The 17,991-nt window shown below is 73.8% G+C and carries 15 protein-coding genes; 10 read left to right on the forward strand and 5 right to left on the reverse strand.

Features of this window, described 5'->3' with window-relative positions; genetic code table 11:
• Positions 1-175 precede the first annotated feature (175 nt).
• Complete coding sequence (locus tag ACZ58X_RS39720; protein ID WP_470338436.1) at positions 176-1,081, reverse strand: LysR family transcriptional regulator; 906 nt, start codon at positions 1,079-1,081, stop codon at positions 176-178.
• A gap of 145 nt (positions 1,082-1,226) precedes the next feature.
• Here ACZ58X_RS39720 and ACZ58X_RS39725 point away from each other — a divergent pair, with 145 nt between their 5' ends.
• Entirely contained in the window at positions 1,227-2,168 is a 942-nt protein-coding gene (locus ACZ58X_RS39725) for an EamA family transporter (protein ID WP_470338449.1), read from the forward strand.
• Here the strand turns inward: ACZ58X_RS39725 and ACZ58X_RS39730 are convergent.
• The gene (locus ACZ58X_RS39730; RefSeq protein WP_470338437.1) at positions 2,059-2,631 is read right to left on the reverse strand and encodes a MarR family winged helix-turn-helix transcriptional regulator; all 573 of its coding nucleotides are present in this window, start codon (positions 2,629-2,631) and stop codon (positions 2,059-2,061) included. The two genes, ACZ58X_RS39725 and ACZ58X_RS39730, sit on opposite strands and share 110 nt — an antisense overlap.
• A gap of 166 nt (positions 2,632-2,797) precedes the next feature.
• On the opposite strand from ACZ58X_RS39730, the gene ACZ58X_RS39735 reads away from it, so the two are divergent.
• A complete protein-coding gene (locus ACZ58X_RS39735; protein ID WP_470338438.1) occupies positions 2,798-3,154 on the forward strand; it encodes a DUF2218 domain-containing protein in 357 nt (118 codons plus the stop codon).
• 31 nt (positions 3,155-3,185) lie between these two features.
• Here the strand turns inward: ACZ58X_RS39735 and ACZ58X_RS39740 are convergent, their stop codons facing one another.
• Together ACZ58X_RS39740 and gabT are read right to left on the reverse strand one after the other, a co-directional pair.
• A complete protein-coding gene (locus tag ACZ58X_RS39740) occupies positions 3,186-3,815 on the reverse strand; it encodes a phosphatase PAP2 family protein (protein ID WP_470338439.1) in 630 nt (209 codons plus the stop codon).
• Positions 3,816-4,362: 547 nt separating this feature from the next.
• Positions 4,363-5,703, reverse strand: coding sequence for a 4-aminobutyrate--2-oxoglutarate transaminase (gene gabT, locus ACZ58X_RS39745; RefSeq protein ID WP_470338440.1), 1,341 nt, complete (start codon positions 5,701-5,703; stop codon positions 4,363-4,365).
• Between the two features lie 241 nt (positions 5,704-5,944).
• Here gabT and ACZ58X_RS39750 point away from each other — a divergent pair, with 241 nt between their 5' ends.
• The 3 genes from ACZ58X_RS39750 (at position 5,945) to ACZ58X_RS39760 (ending at position 11,332) form a co-directional block, all read left to right on the forward strand.
• Positions 5,945-8,017 (forward strand): type IV secretory system conjugative DNA transfer family protein, encoded by a 2,073-nt coding sequence (locus tag ACZ58X_RS39750; RefSeq protein ID WP_470338441.1) that lies wholly within the window; start codon positions 5,945-5,947, stop codon positions 8,015-8,017.
• A 162-nt stretch (positions 8,018-8,179) separates the two neighbouring features.
• On the forward strand, positions 8,180-9,745 hold the full coding sequence (locus tag ACZ58X_RS39755) for a PucR family transcriptional regulator (RefSeq protein WP_470338442.1): 1,566 nt from the start codon (positions 8,180-8,182) through the stop codon (positions 9,743-9,745).
• A 144-nt stretch (positions 9,746-9,889) separates the two neighbouring features.
• Positions 9,890-11,332: an aldehyde dehydrogenase family protein gene (locus ACZ58X_RS39760; protein ID WP_470338443.1), complete on the forward strand. Its 1,443-nt coding sequence runs from the start codon at positions 9,890-9,892 to the stop codon at positions 11,330-11,332.
• Positions 11,333-11,385: 53 nt separating this feature from the next.
• On the opposite strand, the gene ACZ58X_RS39765 is transcribed toward ACZ58X_RS39760, so the two are convergent.
• Positions 11,386-12,054: an NAD(P)-binding oxidoreductase gene (locus ACZ58X_RS39765; protein WP_470338444.1), complete on the reverse strand. Its 669-nt coding sequence runs from the start codon at positions 12,052-12,054 to the stop codon at positions 11,386-11,388.
• A gap of 68 nt (positions 12,055-12,122) precedes the next feature.
• Here ACZ58X_RS39765 and dxr point away from each other — a divergent pair, with 68 nt between their 5' ends.
• The 5 genes from dxr to ACZ58X_RS39790 all read left to right on the forward strand — a co-directional run bounded on the left by dxr (position 12,123) and on the right by ACZ58X_RS39790 (position 17,901).
• Positions 12,123-13,352, forward strand: a complete 1,230-nt coding sequence (gene dxr, locus ACZ58X_RS39770) for a 1-deoxy-D-xylulose-5-phosphate reductoisomerase (protein WP_470338445.1) — start codon at positions 12,123-12,125, stop codon at positions 13,350-13,352.
• Between the two features lie 109 nt (positions 13,353-13,461).
• The gene (locus ACZ58X_RS39775; RefSeq protein ID WP_470338446.1) at positions 13,462-14,766 is read left to right on the forward strand and encodes a M50 family metallopeptidase; all 1,305 of its coding nucleotides are present in this window, start codon (positions 13,462-13,464) and stop codon (positions 14,764-14,766) included.
• 144 nt (positions 14,767-14,910) lie between these two features.
• The gene (gene ispG, locus ACZ58X_RS39780) at positions 14,911-16,071 is read left to right on the forward strand and encodes a flavodoxin-dependent (E)-4-hydroxy-3-methylbut-2-enyl-diphosphate synthase (protein ID WP_470338447.1); all 1,161 of its coding nucleotides are present in this window, start codon (positions 14,911-14,913) and stop codon (positions 16,069-16,071) included.
• A 217-nt stretch (positions 16,072-16,288) separates the two neighbouring features.
• Positions 16,289-17,164, forward strand: a complete 876-nt coding sequence (locus tag ACZ58X_RS39785) for a GNAT family N-acetyltransferase (protein WP_470338450.1) — start codon at positions 16,289-16,291, stop codon at positions 17,162-17,164.
• Between the two features lie 155 nt (positions 17,165-17,319).
• Positions 17,320-17,901: a GNAT family N-acetyltransferase gene (locus ACZ58X_RS39790; protein ID WP_470338448.1), complete on the forward strand. Its 582-nt coding sequence runs from the start codon at positions 17,320-17,322 to the stop codon at positions 17,899-17,901.
• Positions 17,902-17,991 lie beyond the last annotated feature (90 nt).

The following is a 17,991-nucleotide window of genomic DNA, read 5'->3' on the forward strand; positions in this document are numbered from 1 at the left end:
GTCAGAAGGGTGTCCAGGTTCGTCTTCACAAACCAACCAACGGGCACCCTTCGTCATGGTCGCGGCCAGCCCAGCAATCGGACTCATTCATCTAGGAGCCTGCCCCGGCGTACCGGCGTACCGGCGTACCGGCGGACCTGGTGCTGCCCGCCGGGCCCGACCCACGGGACACGCCTCAGCCCGGCAGGGCGCCCCAGCCGTCCCGCATCGCCGCCAGCGCCTCGGTGATGGCCGGCCGCCGGGAGGCCTGGCTGCGCCAGAGCGCGAACACCCGCCGGCTCGGCTGCGAGGCGACCGGGCGGGCCGCCACCCCGGCCGGCAGCGGGCCCCTGCCGAGCCGGGGGACCACGGCCATCCCCAGCCCGGCCGCGACCAGCGCGATCTGGGTCTCGAAGTCGCCGACCTGGTAGTGCACGTCCGGCTCCTCTCCGGCCTCGCGCAGGGTGCGGACCAGCCAGTCGTGGCAGATGTTGCCCGGTGGCACGCTGATCCAGCGCTGCCCGCACAGCCGCTCCACCGGGACCGCGTCCAGCCGGGTCAGCTCGTCCCCGGCGGGCAGCACCAGGTCCACCGGGTCCGTCCCGAGGTCCAGCCGGGAGAGCCCCTCCTGCACCGGGAGCGGCACGGTCGGCCAGTCCTGCACCAGTGCCAGGTCCACCTCCCCGCGCGCCACCAGCTCCGCCGCCGGGTACGGGTCGCTCTCCAGCAGCCGTACGTCCAGCTCCGGGCAGCGCCGCCGCAGTTCGGCCAGCACCCCGGGCATCAGCCCGCGCGCCCCGGTCGCGAAGGCGGCCACCAGCAGCCGCCCGACCGCCCGGCCGCGCTGCTCCTCCAACCGCACCTCGGCCTGCTCCACCAGCCCCAGGAGGGTCCGCGCGGTGGCGGCCAGCTCCCGTGCCGCGTCGGTCAGCACCACGCCCCGGCCCTGCCGCTCCAGCAGCACCGTCCGGGTCTCCCGCTCCAGCTTGGCGATCTGCTGGGAGACCGCCGAGGGCGTGAAGCCGAGCGCGGCCGCCGCGCCGCCGACCGAGCCGTGCACCGAGACCGCGTGCAGCGCCCGCAGGCGCCCCAGATCCATCATGCAGTGATCCTAAAGCGTCCCGTTCAGTATTCATCGCTGGTGCTAAACGTTCCCGCGCCACCATGCTCGACCCATGACCGCGACCCCCGCCGCAACACCGGCCGTGACCCCCGCCGCGCCGGCCGGCACGGCCCCGGGCGCGAGCATGCGCCCCCGTCACATCGCCCTGGCCGTCCTGGTGGCCGCCGTGTGGGGCCTCAACTTCGTCCTCATCCACGTCGGCCTGGACAGCTTCCCGCCGCTGCTCTTCTGCGCCCTGCGGTTCGCCGTGGTCGCGGTGCCCGCGATCTTCTTCGTCGGCCCGCCCAGGGTGGCCTGGCGCTGGGTGCTGGCGGTCGGCGTGGTGCTCGGGGTGGTCAAGTTCGGGCTGCTCTTCCTCGGCATGCACGCCGGGATGCCGGCCGGCCTCTCCTCCCTGGTGCTCCAGGGGCAGGCGGGGTTCACCGCGCTGTTCGCCGCCGGCTTGCTGCGCGAGCGCGCCGGCCGGCGGCGGCTGCTCGGCCTGGGCCTGGCCTTCGCGGGCATCGCCCTGAGCGCCGTCGACCAGGGCCTCGGCGGGCCGTTCGGGGCCTTCGTCCTGGTCGTGCTGGCCGCCGTCGCCTGGGGCCTGTCCAACGTGCTGACCCGCCGGGCCGCGCCGCCGGACGCGCTGCGCTGGATGGTCTGGGTCAGCGCCGTGCCGCCGCTGCCGCTGCTGGCCCTGTCCCTGCTGGTGGAGGGCCCGGGCGCGGACCTGCGGGCGCTGCGCGGGATGACCCCGGCCGGGCTCGGCGTGATCGGCTACGTCGGGCTGGTCTCCACCCTGTTCGGCTTCGTCGCCTGGAGCTACCTGCTGCGCAGCTACGACGCCACCGCGGTCGCGCCCTACTCGCTGCTGGTACCGGTGTTCGGGATGTCCTCGGCCTGGCTGCTGCTCGGCGAGCGGGTCACCCCGGCGGCCGCCGCGGCCGCCCTGCTGGTGATCGCCGGGATCGGGATCACCGCGCTGCGCCCGGGGGCGCCGTCCGCGGTGGCGGCCCGGCTTCGAGGAAGCGCGCCTCGGCGGCCCGCAGCACTCGCAGCAGCACCTCCTCGTCCTCGGGGCTGACCTCGCCGAAGTAGTCCTGGGCGACCTCGTCCCGGACCTGGAGGATCCGCTCCACCGCCGCGCGCCCCTCCTCGGTCAGCAGGATCCGGACCGCCCGGCGGTCGGCCGGGTCGGGGCGGCGTTCGACCAGTCCGGCCTCCTCCAGCGCGTCGACCACCGTGGTGGCCGAGCGCGGGGCGATGTGCAGCTTGTCGGCGAGGTCGCTCAGCCGCATCGCCCGGTCCGGTGTCTCGCAGCCGGGCACGTGGGCGAGCGTGCGCAGTGCCCGGGCCTGGCCGGGGGTGATGCCGTACGGCTCCAGTCGCCAGCCGGTCTGCCGGCGGATCCGCTTGATCGCCCTGGTCATCGCGTCCGCCAGTTCGGCGGGGACGCCGGAGGTGCCGGAAGTGCCGGAGGTGCCGGGGGTGCCGGGCCGGGGGCCGGGGGAGGGGTCCGCCGGATCGTCGGTCGGCGTGGTGGTCATCGGCGGTCTCCTCGGCTGGGGTCGGCCCAAGCGTATCGGCCGGTCCCGGGCGGGCGGCCGACCGTGGAAGTGCTCGGAGAAATATCTTGAGCTTAGCTCAGTATCTGCGTTACGGTACTTCCAAGTGAGGGGACCCTAAGTTCCCCTTCCCGATCTTGGAGTTCCCGTGCCCGTTTCCACCGCCCGCGTCGCCACCGACCGCCCCGCCCGCTACGCCAAGCAGCTCGCCGCCCACATGAGCAAGCGGATCGAGACCTCCTTCTCCCCGGAGACCGGTCACGGCACCCTGGTCTTCAAGGCCGGCACCGCCACCATGGAGGCCCAGCCGGACGCCCTGCTGCTCACCGTCGAGGGCGAGCGCCAGGACCTGGCCGGCCTGGAGGACGTCGTCGGCCGCCACCTCGTCCGCTTCGGTGCCCGCGACGAACTCGTCGTCGAGTGGCACCGCGACAACGGCGAGGCCGGCCTCGTCCACCGCAATGACGACGAGGACGCCCCCGAGCAGGGCACCCCCGAGGCCTGACACCCTCGGGCGCCCGGAGGGCCCGACGCCCTCAGACGCCCGGCCTCGGCAGCCGGCGGTCGAGCGCCCACAGCACCAGGACGGCCAGGCACCAGCTCGCCAGCACGTCCAGCAGCCAGTGGAAGTCGCTCCACACCAGCCCCGCGCCCACGCCGAGCGCCAGCACCACCGCGCCCGCGGTCAGCCCCCGGGCCGTCCGCCGCCCCGCCGCCCGGGCCAGCAGCAGCGCCGCCACCCCGTACGAGAAGGCCGCCGTCGCGGTGTGCCCGGACGGGTACCAGCCCCACTGCCCCGGCAGCAACGGGTCCCCGAGCGGACCCGGCCGGGCGAACCCGGCCTTCGCCGGGACCACCAGCAGCGGGATCAGCACCGCCGTGAGCGCCGCCACCGGCAGCGGCAGCCACCAGCGCGCCGCCCCCGCCCGACGCCACCACCGGGCGGCCAGCCCCCCGGCCGCCAGCAGCACCGGGACGGCGGGCACCCCGCCGCCCAGGTTCGACAGCAGGTGGCCCAGGTCGTTCAGCAGGGCGCTCGGGTGATCACGGTGGGACGTCCGGACGGCCGCGCGCACCCAGCGGTCCACCCCCAGCAGCGGCCCGTCCACCGCCACCTGCCAGGACACCGCCAGCAGCAGCACCGCCGCGACCACCGGCACCGCCACCGACCGGGCCACCCGGCCCGGAACGGCGAACAGCCGCCCCGGAGCAGGGGGGAGAGCTCCGGGGCGGCTCTGATGATCGCCGTTCCGTGCGCCCCGGGGGGTGTGGGTCGGACGGTCGGTCGATCGGCCTTCGGTGTGCGCCACCCCTCCCGGGGCGGACTGGTTGTCCTCGCGAGGCCCGCGCGGACCGGCCCCTCCGGGAGGCCCCGCGGACGGCCCCGCCAACGGCTGGGGCTCGCTGTCCATCGGTGATGACACTACGTCAACCGCCCTTCCCGACCGAGCGCCTTCAGCGATTCCGCACATCATCTTCACCCCGCCCCGGACGCCCTCCGGACGGTCCCCCCGATCATGCCCGACCACCCGGTCGGCGTGCGAAAACCGCCCGGGGACTGCCCGGGGACCGCGCGGGCGAGCGGCCGGACGAGCGGCCGGGAACCGGATGGAAAACCGAACGGCCCGCGAGGACCAGAGGTCCCCACGGGCCGTTCAGCGCTGTCCGGACAACCCTCCGGCGGGGGGTTCACGACCTGACCGGCGACACCGCTCAGACGGCGGCGAACGCCGCCTCCAGGATGTCCAGGCCCTCGTTCAGCAGGTGCTCCGGCATGACCAGCGGCGGCAGGAAGCGCAGCACGTTGCCGTAGGTGCCGGCGGTCAGCACCACCAGGCCCTCGGCGTGGCAGGCCTTGGCGATGGCCGCGGTGACCTCCGCGTTCGCCTCCTTGGTGCCCGGCTTCACCAGCTCGACGGCGATCATCGCGCCGCGGCCGCGGACCTCGCCGATGACGTCGAACTTCTCCTGCATGGCCCGCAGACGGCCCAGCATGACCTCACCGATCCGCTGCGCCTTGCCGACGAGGTCCTGCTCCTTCATGGTCTCGATCGAGCCCAGCGCGGCGGCACAGGCCACCGGGTTGCCGCCGTAGGTGCCGCCCAGGCCACCCGCGTGCGCGGCGTCCATGATCTCGGCGCGACCCGTCACCGCGGCCAGCGGCAGACCGCCGGCGATGCCCTTGGCGGTGGTGATCAGGTCCGGGACGATGCCCTCGTCCTCGCACGCGAACCACTGGCCGGTGCGGCAGAAGCCGGTCTGGATCTCGTCGGCGACGAACACGATGCCGTTCGCCTTCGCGAACTCCACGATCGCCGGCAGGAAGCCCTTGGCCGGCTCGATGAAGCCGCCCTCACCCTGGATCGGCTCGATGATGATTGCGGCGACGTTCTCCGCGCCGATCTGCTTGTTGATCATGTCGATCGCCTGCGCGGCGGCCTCGGCGGCGCAGTTCTCCGCACCCGTCAGCCAGCGGTACGGGTAGGCCACCGGCACCCGGTGGATCTCCGGGGCGAACGGACCGAAGCCCTGCTTGTACGGCATGTTCTTCGCCGTCAGGCCCATGGTCAGGTTGGTGCGGCCGTGGTAGCCGTGGTCGAACACCACGACGGCGGTGCGCTTGGTGTACGCGCGGGCGATCTTCACCGCGTTCTCGACCGCCTCGGCGCCCGAGTTGAACAGCGCCGTGCGCTTCTCGTGGTCACCCGGGGTCAGCTCGTTCAGCTGCTCGGCGACGGCCACGTAACCCTCGTACGGGGTCACCATGAAACAGGTGTGGGTGAAGGCGGCCAGCTGCTCGCTCGCCCGGGCCACCACGGCCTCGGCGCTGTTGCCGACGTTGGTCACGGCGATGCCGGAACCGAAGTCGATCAGCGAGTTGCCGTCCACGTCCTCCAGCACGCCGCCGTTGGCGCGGGCGATGTACACCGGCAGGGTGGTGCCGACACCGGCCGCCACCGCACCCAGCTTGCGGGCCTGCAGCTCCTGCGACTTCGGACCCGGGATCGCGGTGACCAGGCGGCGCTCCTGCGGGAGCGGCGTTACGGCGCTCATGGGGTATCTCCAGACTTCTCGGCTCGGTGCTTCGCAGGCTACGGCCGCCCTCCCCGACCGGGCATGCGCCACTCGGTAGCACTGCGCCGTCCGACTTGTCCGGCACGGCCAGCCCGAGCGCCACGACTACCCGCAGGCCCCGCTCCACTACCCTGAGCGCGGGCGTGTCGCCGGTACGGCGGCATGGGTATGGCGGCACCGACGGCGGTCGGGCCGGGCGGGCGAGGGAGCGGGGCCGTACATGGCACAGGACGGGTCACACCACCAGGTCGACCACACCACCACCAGACCCCCGACCCCCCTCCCCCACCAACGCCCGGCCACCGCCCCCGGCGGGGCCTTCGACCTCGCCGCCTGGGCCACCGCCCCACGCCCCGAGGCCGAACCCGGCGTCTACCGCCTCGGCTACCGCCGCATCGACCCGGAACGTGCGGAGGCCGCCCGCGTCCCCACCTGGCCGCTGCTGCTGCGGGCGGCGCTCAACGCGGTGGTGGGGTGGCTGGCCTTCGTCTACGGCACCCAGCTGGTGCTCCGCCTGATCGTGATCACCGTGTGGGTCGATCACCCCACCGAGACCCTGGTGACCGTCGTCGGGTTGTCGGTGAACGTCGTGGTGGCTGCTGCCGTCATCAAGGTCTTCGGCCGGATGGGCCGCTGGCCCGAGGTCTGGCGCCGCTACGTCGCCCCGCTGCTGTCGCGGACGGTGACGCAGGTGGAGCCCGCCGAGGAGGACGGGGCGGTGGTGGAGGCGGTCCGCGGGCGGGATCCGTGGGACGGGCTGCGGCACGGCGGGGCGTTCGAGGCGGCGGCCCGGCTGGAGGCCGAGGCGGTCGGCGACGTCGACTACGTGCGGATCCAGCGCGCTTGGGAGTCCGCGCAGGCGGATCCGGCGTTCGTGCCCGCGTTCACCGAGCAGGTGGCGGCGCGCGGCGCGGCGGCCTTCGCCCACCCGTCCGAGGCGCGTGAGCTGCCCGGCCGGGTGCGGCGGCACGACCTGCTGCTGGGCCAGGTCTGCCTCGGCGTGGCGCAGGACGTGCCGAAGAACCCGGTGAGCCACCGGGCGGCGGACTTCGCACTGGATCCGGCGGTGCTGGGCACCTCGCTGCTGGCGGTCGGTCCGGCGGGGACGGGGAAGACGGCACGGCTGGCCCGGCCGGTGGCGGAGGCGCTGTGCCTGCAGGCGCTGGCCGGTACCGCGTGCGCGGTGGTGGTCGGGGCGGCGGACGCCGACCTGGGCCCGGATTCCTGGTACGACGTGGTGATCGCGCCCGGTGACCCGGCCTCGGTGTACGGGCTGGACCTGTACGGCGCGGCGCAGGACCCGGACGAGGCCGCGGCCCGGCTGGCCGACGCCCTGCTGCCGGACGAGCTGACCGCCCGCGCGGAGAACGCCCGGACGGCGCTGCAGCAGGTGGTGGGTCCGTTCCATGCCGCGTACCGCCGCTACCCGGGGGTGCGTGAGCTGCGGGCCCTGCTGGGCGGCGAGCCGGACGCGTTGGCGGCGCTGGTGAAGGCGCTCGGCACGGCGGGCCGACTGGCCGCGTACGAGCGGGACCTGGAGTACCGGGAGCGCCAGCGGGGCCGGGCGGACGACCCGGGGGCGCTGCTGGCGGACCGGCTGGGGCTGCTGGAGCGGCCCGCCTTCGAGGGGGCCTTCGCGACCGACGGGACGGGTCGACCCCCGTTCGCGATGCGGGTGCTGGACCACCCGCTGCGGGTGCGGGTGAAGCTGCCCGAGCGCAGTCACCCGGAGGCGGCCCGGATGCTGTCCCGGCTGGTGGTGGGGCAGTTCGTGCAGGCGGCCGGTGCGCGGGAGGACCGTTCGCTGTTCGCCGGACTGGTGGTGGACGACGCCTCGGCGGCGCTGGACGCCAACACCGTCCGCGGTCTGCAGCGGATGCGCGGCGCGAACGCGGGGGCGGTGCTGCTGCTGCGCACCCTGGTGGACCTGCCGGAGGCGCTGCGGGCGCCGCTGTTCGGCGCGGTGGGCTGCCGGGTGGCCTTCCCCGGGATCGCGCCCTGGGACGGACGGCTGTTCTCGGAGGCCTGGGGGACGCACCTGGTTCAGGAGACCGCGGTGACCCACACCCCCGACACCTCCGGTGGGGTCGTGCGTCGGGCCGGGCGGCTCGGGCGGAAGGCGTTGTCGGGGACGACGGCGCAGACGGAGTCGGTGACGACGCGGGACGTGGAGCGGCTCAGGTGGTCGCCGTCGGATCTGGCGCACGCGTTGCCGGCCGGGCACGCGGTGGTGTCGTTGACGGCGGTGTCGGGGGAGCAGGTGCCGCCGTTGCTGGTCGATCTGCGCGGGTGAGCCGGGGCCGCGGCCGGGCCCGGGGAAGTCGCCTTCGAGGTGGATTCGGCAGTGCCGGTTGTCCGGGGCGTCCATAATGAGGGGGAGAGACCCTCACCAGTCCCACTGCCCTCTCCTCGCCCGGCCGCAACGGCGCGGTCAGGTCGACCCCCCGAAGGTGCCATGCCCCCCACACTCGCCTCCGTCGTCCGCAACAGTTCGCTCCACCTGACGGTGCTCGCCGGTGCGGACCATCTGGAACGGCAGGTCCGCTGGGTGCACACCAGCGAGCTGGACGACCCGACGCCGTTCCTGGAGGGTGGTGAGCTGCTGCTCACCACCGGTATCAAGCTGGGCCGCACGGCGGCGCAGTTGCAGGCGTACGTGCACCGGTTGGCCGATGCCGGGGTGGTCGGGCTGGGCCTGGGGGTGGGCCTGTCGCACACCGAGGTGCCGCAGCCGTTGGTGGACGCGGCGCAGCAGCGGGGTCTGCCGTTGCTGCGGGTGCCGGAGCCGACGCCGTTCATCGCGATCAGCAAGGTGGTGTCGGCGGCGCTGGCCGCGGAGCAGTACGAGGCGGTGACGACGAGTTTCGAGGCGCAGGAGGAGCTGACCCGGGCGGCGCTGGGCAAGGACGGCACGACGGCCGTGGTGCGCCGGCTGGCGGCGCGGCTGGGGGGCTGGGCGGCGCTGTACGACGGGTCGGGCGCGCTGTCGGTGGTGGCGCCGGACTGGGCGGCGCGCCGGGCGGGGCGGCTGGCGGCGGAGGTGGACCGGCTGCGTCGGCGGCCGGCGCCGTCGAGTGCCGCGCTGCAGGGGCGGTCGCCGGGGATAGACACGGCGGACGAGGACTACGTGGTGGTCCAGTCGCTGGGGGCGGACCGGCGGGCCCGGGGTTTCCTGGCGGTCGGGACCGAGGACCGGATCACGCCGACCGAGCGGTACGTGCTGAACGCGGCGGTGGCGCTGCTGACGCTCACCCTGGAGCGTTCGCGCGAGCTGCGGCAGGCCGAGGAGCGGATGGGCGCGGCGCTGCTGCGGATGGTGCTGGCGGGCGAGGTGGCGACGGCCCGGCAGGTGGCGGTGGGGCTGTTCGGCGGTCTGCCGGAGGGGACGATAAGGGTCCTGGTGGCCGGGACGGGGCCGAACGCGGACGCCGCGGAGGCCTTGGTGGAGCTGGGGGACCGCGCCGAGCAGGCGGGTGCCCGGGTGGGCGAGAAGCTGCTGGTGGCGCGGGAGGACGGCGCGCACGGGCCGCGGCTGGTGGTGCTGGCGCTGGACAACGGCGCGGTGCACCGGGCCTGTCTGGGGGCGGTGGAGGAGCACGAGGGCCTGTCGCTGGGCGTCTCGGCGCCGGCCGCGCTGGAGGAGGCGGGTACGGCGCACGCGCAGGCGGAGCGGGCGTTGGCGGTGGCCCTGCGCGGTGGTCGCCGGTCGGTGGACCACGAGGAGGTCGGCGCGGGGTCGCTGCTGCCGCTGCTCGGTGAGGACGCGGTGACGGCGTTCGCGGAGGGGCTGCTGCGGCCGCTGCGCGAGCACGACCGGACGGCCCGCGGGGACCTGGTGGCCTCGCTGCGGGCGTGGCTGTCGCGGCACGGGCAGTGGGACGCCGCCGCGGCGGACCTGGGGGTGCACCGGCACACGCTGCGCTACCGGATGCGGCGGGTCGAGGAGCTGCTGGGCCGTTCGCTGGACGACACGGACGTGCGGATGGAGCTGTGGCTGGCGTTGCGTTCCGGTGAGGAGTAGCGGGCCCGGCTGGACGCGGTGGAGTGGCTCCGGGGCGGAACGCTCCTAGTCGGCCAATCCGGTCGGCCGGTCCGCGCACCTACCCTCGGGTTCGGGTCCCACGCCCGTGGGCCGTACGACGACGAGGAGAGGGCCGGTACCACGGTGACCACCACGTACGATTTCTGGCTCGCCGGCCGCCGGGCGAGCGGTGACGCCGACTTCGAGGTGCACAACAGCTGGGACGGCCGTCTGGTCGGCCGGGTCAGCGTGCCGACCGAGGCCCAGGTCGAGGAGGCGCTGGACGCCGCCGTGGCCGCGCTGCCGGTGTTCGCCGCGACCCCGGCGCACCAGCGGGCCGCCGCCCTGGACCACGTGGCCAAGCGGCTGGCGGAGCGCACCGAGGAGCTCGCCCAGCTGATCACGGCCGAGAACGGCAAGCCGGTCAAGTGGGCGCGCGGTGAGGTCGGCCGCGCGGTGTCGGTCTTCCGCTGGGCCGCCGAGGAGGCGCGCCGCACCAACGGCGAGACGATGCGGCTGGACACCGACCCGGGCGGCGTGGGCCGCTTCGCGGTGGTGCGCCGCTTCCCGCGCGGTGTGGTGCTGGGGATCGCCCCGTTCAACTTCCCGCTGAACCTGGTCGCCCACAAGGTCGCCCCGGCGATCGCGGTCGGTGCCCCGATCATCCTCAAGCCGGCCCCGGCGACGCCGCTGTCGGCGATGGTGCTGGGCGAGATCCTGGCCGAGACGGACCTGCCGGTCGGGTCCTGGTCGATCCTGACGGTGCCGAACGAGCGGATGCCGGCCCTGGTGCAGGACCCGCGCGTGCCGGTGATCTCCTTCACCGGTTCGGACAAGGTCGGCTACCAGATCATGGACTCGGTGCCGCGCAAGCACACCACCCTGGAGCTGGGCGGCAACGCCGCGGCCGTGGTGCTGGCGGACTGGTCCTCGGAGGCGGACCTGGACTGGGCGGCGACCCGGATCGCGATGTTCGCGAACTACCAGGGCGGCCAGTCCTGCATCTCGGTGCAGCGGGTGATCGCCGACGCGTCGGTGTACGACGCGCTGGTGGAGAAGGTCGTGGCGAAGGTCGCGGCGCAGGTCACCGGTGACCCGAACGACGACGCGACGGACGTCGGCCCGCTGGTCGACGAGAACGCCGCGAAGCGGGTGGAGTCCTGGGTGGACGACGCGGTCGCCAAGGGTGCCAAGCTGCTCGCGGGCGGGACCCGCGAGGGCGCGACCTACGCCCCGACCGTGCTGGCCGAGCTGCCCGCCGACGCGATCCTGGCCAAGGCCGAGGTGTTCGGCCCGGTGCTGTCGCTGCACCGGGTGGAGGGCGTCGAGGAGGCCTTCGCGGCGGTCAACGACTCGCCGTTCGGCCTGCAGGCGGGCGTGTTCACCCATGACCTGCAGACCGCCTTCCGGGCGCACCGGGAGCTGGAGGTCGGTGGTGTGATCATCGGCGACGCGCCGTCCTACCGGGCCGACCAGATGCCGTACGGCGGCGTCAAGGACTCCGGTGTCGGCCGTGAGGGCGTCAAGTACGCGATGGACGACTACACCGTCGAGAAGGTCATGGTGCTGACCGGCCTCGACCTCTGAGGGACCGCTCGCCGCGGGGCCCGGTCCGGTGCGGACCGGGCCCCGCGCTGCGTTCAGGCGCCGTGTCCGGCCGCGGCGGCGACCGCCTCGGCGACGGTGGCGTTCCCGGCGACCAGTTCCAGGGTCTGTCCGGCGGTGCCGGGTTCGTGCAGCAGGGCGGCCAGGACGGCGGCCACGTCGGCCCGGTCGACCGCGCCGCGGCCGACGGCGGGGGCGAGGCGGACCAGGCCGGTGCCGGGGCCGTCGGTGAGCCGCCCGGGGCGCAGCACCGTCCAGTCCAGTGAGGTGCGGGCGCGCACGGCGTCGTCGGCGGCGCCCTTGGCCCGCAGGTAGGTCTCGAAGACCTCGTCGGCGGGGTGGTGGGCGGCCGCGTCGGCGCCCATCGAGGAGACCATGAGGTAGCGCCGGACGCCGGCGAGTTCGGCGGCGTCGGCGAGCAGGACGGCGGCGTCGCGGTCGACGGTGTTCTTGCGGGCGGCGCCGCTGCCGGGGCCGGCGCCGGCGGCGAAGACCACCGCGTCGGTGTCGGCGAGCAGGGCGGCGAGCTGCGGGGCGGTGGCGGACTCCAGGTCGAGCAGCAGCGGCTCGGCGCCGGCCGCGACGAGGTCCGGGGCCTGTTCGGGGCGGCGGATGATCCCGGCGGGGCGGTCGCCGCGGTCGGCGAGCAGCCGTTCGAGCCCGAGCGCGATCTGTCCGTGGCCTCCGGCGATGACGGTACGCATGGGTCCGACGGTAGCCCGGGTGTGCCGGGGCGTCCTGGGAAAGGTCTCGGACAGGACACAATGGGCGCATGACTTCGCTCGCCCACCCGCAGCTGCGTTTCACGCCCACCGTGGCGGACCCCTCCGGCCCCCGGGAGCTGGTGATCCTCGGTTCCACCGGGTCGATCGGCACCCAGGCCATCGACGTGGTGCTCCGCAACCCGGAGCGGTTCCGGGTGGTCGCCCTGTCGGCGGCCGGCGGCCGGGTGGGGCTGCTGGCCGAGCAGGCGCTGCGGCTGGGTGTGCACACCGTGGCGGTGGCCGATCCGGCGGCGGAGCCGGCGCTGCGCGAGGCGCTGGCGGCGGGGGCGGCGGGCCGTCCGCTGCCGGCCGTGCTGGTGGGGCCGGACGCGGCGACCGAGCTGGCGGGGATGGAGTGCCACTCGGTGCTGAACGGCATCACCGGTTCGATCGGCCTGGCGCCGACGCTGGCCGCGCTGCGGGCCGGGCGGGTGCTGGTGCTGGCCAACAAGGAGTCGCTGATCGTCGGCGGCCCGCTGGTGAAGGCGGTGGCGAAGCCGGGCCAGATCGTGCCGGTGGACTCCGAGCACGCGGCGCTGTTCCAGGCGCTGGCGGGCGGCACCCGGGCCGAGGTGCGCAAGCTGGTCGTGACGGCGAGCGGCGGCCCGTTCCGTACCCGGACCAGGGAGCAGCTGGCCGGGGTGACCCCGCAGGAGGCGCTGGCGCACCCGACCTGGGCGATGGGCCCGGTCGTCACGATCAACTCGGCCACCCTGGTGAACAAGGGCCTGGAGGTGATCGAGGCGCACCTGCTGTACGACGTGCCGTTCGACCGGATCGAGGTCGTGGTCCATCCGCAGTCGGTGGTGCACTCGATGGTGGAGTTCACCGACGGTTCGACGCTGGCGCAGGCGAGCCCGCCGGACATGCGGATGCCGATCGCGCTCGGTCTGGGCTGGCCGGACCGGGTGCCGGACGCGGCGCCCGCCTGTGACTGGACCAAGGCCGCGACCTGGGAGTTCTTCCCGCTGGACGACGAGGCCTTCCCGGCCGTCGAGCTGGCCCGTGAGGTGGGCACCCTGGGCGGAACGGCGCCGGCGGTGTTCAATGCGGCGAACGAGGAGTGCGTGGAGGCCTTCCTGAAGGGCCGCCTCGCCTTCACCGGGATCGTGGACACTGTTGCCAAGGTCGTGGCCGAGCACGGGACGCCGGCGGCGGGAACTTCCCTGACCGTCGAGGACGTCCTGCACGCGGAGGACTGGGCACGTGCCCGGGCCCGCGAGCTGGCGGCGGGCTGACGGCCCCACTCCGGCGGCGGTGCCCGGCCCGACCGGGACCGCGGCACGGTACGGCACGGATCGCGGTACGACGAGACGATGAGCGGAGCGGCATGACGGAGGACCAGCGGTGGCAACGGTTTTGACGGTGGTCGGCATCCTGGTCTTCGTGGTCGGATTGCTCGTCTCGATCGCCTGGCACGAGCTCGGCCACCTCTCCACGGCCAAGCTGTTCGGCATCCGGGTGCCCCAGTACATGGTCGGCTTCGGCCCGACCATCTGGTCGCGCCGGAAGGGCGAGACCGAGTACGGGATCAAGGCGATCCCCTTCGGCGGGTACATCCGGATGATCGGGATGTTCCCGCCGGGCGAGGACGGCCGGATCACCAAGCGCAGCAGCTCGCCCTGGCGGTCCATGATCGAGGACGCCCGTGAGGCCTCCTACGAGGAGCTCCAGGAGGGCGACGAGACCCGGCTGTTCTACACCCGCAAGCCCTGGAAGCGGGTCATCGTCATGTTCGCCGGGCCGTTCATGAACCTGGTGCTGGCGTTCGGGCTGTTCCTGACGGTCATGATGGGCTTCGGCGTCACCATGGCGGTGCCGACCATCGGCTCGGTCGCCCAGTGCGTGGTCAAGGCCGGTCAGCCCACCGACACCTGCCCCGCCGACGCGCCCAAGACCCCGGCCAACGAGGTGGGCCTGCGCCAGGGGGACAAGGTGCTCTCCTTCGACGGCGACCGGATCCGCGACTACGACCAGCTCCAGGCGGACATCCGGAAGTCGGCGGGCAAGCAGGTGGCGATCGTCGTGGAGCGCGGCGGCCGGCAGCTCACCTTCACGCCCACCATCGCCGTCAACGACGTGCAGAAGTACGACGGCAACGGCGTGCCGGTGAAGGGCCAGACCGTCCAGGCCGGGTTCCTCGGGTTCACCCCGAAGAGCGACACGGTCCAGCTCGGCCTCGGGCAGTCGGTCGACCGGATGTACGACATGGCCGAGAACGGGGTGAAGTCGCTGGCCGCCCTGCCCGGCAAGATCCCCGGCCTGTGGAACGCCGTCGTCGGCGACGCCCCGCGCGACCCGGACTCGCCGATCGGCATGGTCGGCGCCGCCCGGGTCAGCGGCGAGGTGTTCTCCCTGCACGAGTCGGCCGCGCAGCGGATCGCGATCTTCGTGAACCTGCTGGCCGGCATCAACCTGTCGCTCTTCCTGTTCAACATGCTGCCGCTGCTGCCGCTGGACGGTGGCCACATCGCGGGCGCGGTCTGGGAGTCGGTCCGTCGCCGGTTCGCACAGCTGTTCCGGCGGCCCGATCCGGGCCCGTTCGACGTCGCCAAGCTGATGCCGGTCGCCTACGTCGTGGCCAGCATCTTCATCGGCTTCACCCTGCTGGTGATGGTGGCCGACCTGGTGAACCCGGTGAAGATCGGCTAGGACGTTCGGGTACGGCGGGTGTGCTGGGCGCCATCGCCGTGCCGTACCGTGGAGGCCGGGTGCGCGATCGTGGCGCGCCCGGCCTCGGCCGTCCCAGCGGCCGGGCGGTCGACCCACACCTCAACCCCGGGGAACCCTGCGCACATGACCGCGATCTCGCTCGGTATTCCGTCCCTGCCGCTCAAGCCACTGGCCAAGCGCCGGTACTCCCGGCAGATCATGGTCGGCAACGTGCCGGTCGGCGGCGACGCCCCCGTCTCCGTGCAGTCGATGACCACCACCGTGACGGCCGACGTCAACGCCACGCTGCAGCAGATCGCGGAACTGACCGCGTCCGGCTGTCAGATCGTCCGCGTCGCGTGCCCGTCCCAGGACGACGCCGACGCGCTGCCGATCATCGCCAAGAAGTCGAAGATCCCGGTCATCGCGGACATCCACTTCCAGCCCAAGTACGTCTTCGCCGCGATCGACGCCGGTTGCGCGGCGGTGCGCGTCAACCCGGGCAACATCAAGGCCTTCGACGACAAGGTCGGCGAGATCGCCAAGGCCGCCAAGGACGCCGGCGTCCCGATCCGGATCGGCGTCAACGCCGGCTCGCTCGACAAGCGGCTGCTGGAGAAGTACGGCCGCGCCACCCCCGAGGCGCTGGTCGAGTCCGCCCTCTGGGAGTGCTCGCTGTTCGAGGAGCACGACTTCCGCGACATCAAGATCTCGGTCAAGCACAACGACCCGGTCGTGATGATCAACGCCTACCGCCAGCTCGCCGCCGCCTGCGACTACCCGCTGCACCTGGGCGTCACCGAGGCCGGTCCGGCCTTCCAGGGCACCATCAAGTCCGCGGTCGCCTTCGGCGCGCTGCTGGCCGAGGGCATCGGCGACACCATCCGGGTCTCGCTGTCGGCCCCTCCGGCCGAGGAGATCAAGGTCGGCAACCAGATCCTGGAGTCGCTCGGGCTGCGCCAGCGCGGGCTGGAGATCGTCTCCTGCCCGTCCTGCGGCCGCGCCCAGGTCGACGTCTACAAGCTCGCGGAGGAGGTCACCGCCGGGCTGGAGGGCATGGAGGTGCCGCTGCGGGTCGCCGTCATGGGCTGCGTCGTGAACGGGCCGGGCGAGGCCCGCGAGGCCGACCTCGGGGTCGCCTCCGGCAACGGCAAGGGCCAGATCTTCGTCAAGGGCCAGGTGATCAAGACCGTCCCCGAGTCAAAGATCGTCGAGACCCTGATCGAGGAGGCGCTCAAGCTCGCCGAGCAGATGCAGGAGGAGGGCGTCGAGGCCGGTTCGCCGACCGTCGTCGCCGCGGAGTGACCGCCGAGCGGTCACGTCGTCGCGGGGTGGCCGCCGAGCGGTCACGTCACCGGGGGGTGGCCGCCGAGCGGTCCGCATGCGGGTGCCGCGTAGTCTTCCGGAAGCGGGGGCGTCCGTTCGCGGACGGCCCCGCGGCCGTAGCCGGGTGGGGCCACGGAGTAGGGTGCGGCCAGAGTCGTCTCAGTGAGGTGCTGTCTCGATGATCGATCGAGGTGTGATGCTCCCCAGCTCCTTCCAGGCCGCCCGGGCGCTGGCCACCACCCGCGTGCTGGAACCGCCCGACCTGGCGGACGCCCTGGAGATCCTCCACCGTGACCCGGTCGCCAACGCCTTCGTCGCGACCCGGGTCGAGGCCGTCGGGCTGGACCCGTGGCGGCTCGGCGGGGAGATGTGGGGCTGGTACGGCGCGGACGGCGTGCTCGACGCCCTCTGCTACGCCGGGGCGAACCTCGTCCTGGTCAACGCCGGGCCGCAGGCCGTCGCCGCCTTCGCGGAGCGGGCCCGGCGCCAGGGCCGGCGCTGCTCCTCGATCGTCGGCCCGGCCGGGGCGACCGCCGCCTTCTGGGCGCTGCTGGAACGGAGTTGGGGCCCCGCGCGCGAAGTCCGGGGCCACCAGCCGCTGTTGGCGACCTCCTCGCCGTCCGCGGAGATCGCGCCCGACCCACTGGTGCGCCGGGTGCGGCGCACCGAGGTGGAGGCGCTGATGCCCGCCTGCGTGGCGATGTTCACCGAGGAGGTGGGGGTGTCGCCACTGGCCGGCGACGGCGGGCTGCTCTACCAGGCCCGGGTGGCCGAACTCGTCACCACCGGGCGGTCGTTCGCGCGCTTCGCCGAGGACGGCCGGGTGGTGTTCAAGGCCGAGATCGGAGCCGTGACCCAGGGCGCCTGCCAGATCCAGGGCGTCTGGGTGGCACCCGAGCACCGCGGCCAGGGGCTGTCCGAGACCGGGATGGCGGCCGTGCTGGACGTCGCGCTGCGCGAGGTGGCGCCGGTGGTCTCGCTGTACGTCAACGACTTCAACCTGCGGGCGCGGGCCGCGTATCGACGGGTCGGGTTCCGGGAGGTCGGGGCCTTCATGAGCGTGCTGTTCTGACGTCGCCGTGAGCGCCCCGGGCCCGGGTGCCCGGGCGGGTGCCGGGGGTGCCCGGACCCGGGGCGGCGTTGTGGCGCGGTTCGCCGGTCCGTCGCCGGTTGTTGGGTTCGGATCTTCGGCCGCGCCACGGGGCCGCTGGTAGTAACGTCCGGAGCATGGATCAGCTGACCGGGGTGACGATCGAGGCCATCGACCTCGCAACCTGGGCGCCGCAGGCGCTGGACGTCCAGGCGGTGGCGTTCGGGCTGACGCCCGAGGAGGTCGCGGTCCGGCTGCACATCGTCGGGCGGCACGCCCGGCAGCCCGGGGTGATCGCCTTCGGGGCGATGAGCGGCGGCCGACTGGTCGGGTTCGGGTACGGGATGCCGAACCAGCGGGACCACTGGTGGAGCACCGTCATCGAGCCGTACCTGACCGCCCGGGGCTACGGGGACTGGCTGGACGGCGTGTTCGCGGTCACCGAACTGCACGTGCTGCCGGAGTTCCAGGGCCAGGGCGTGGGCTCGCGGCTGATCCGGCTGCTGTGTGAGGGCTCGGGCCTGGAGCGCAGCATCCTGTCGGCGATCGACGCGGAGACACCGGCCCGGCGGCTCTACCGGGCGCTGGGTTACCAGGACCTGGCCCGGGCGGTGCGGTTCCCGGCGACGGACCGGCTGTACGCGGTGATGGGGGCGCGGCTGCCGTTGCGGCGGCGCGGGGATGTGGCCGGGTTCGGTCCGGCCGGGGGCCCGTCCTAGTGTCCTGAGTCTGGAATTTCATTCATAAATATAGACTGGGGCTGTGGCGCGGACGGGTCGGCCAAAGGTCGAGTTGGTGTTGTCGGAGGA

It is taken from the genome of Kitasatospora sp. NPDC040550 (assembly GCF_055594965.1).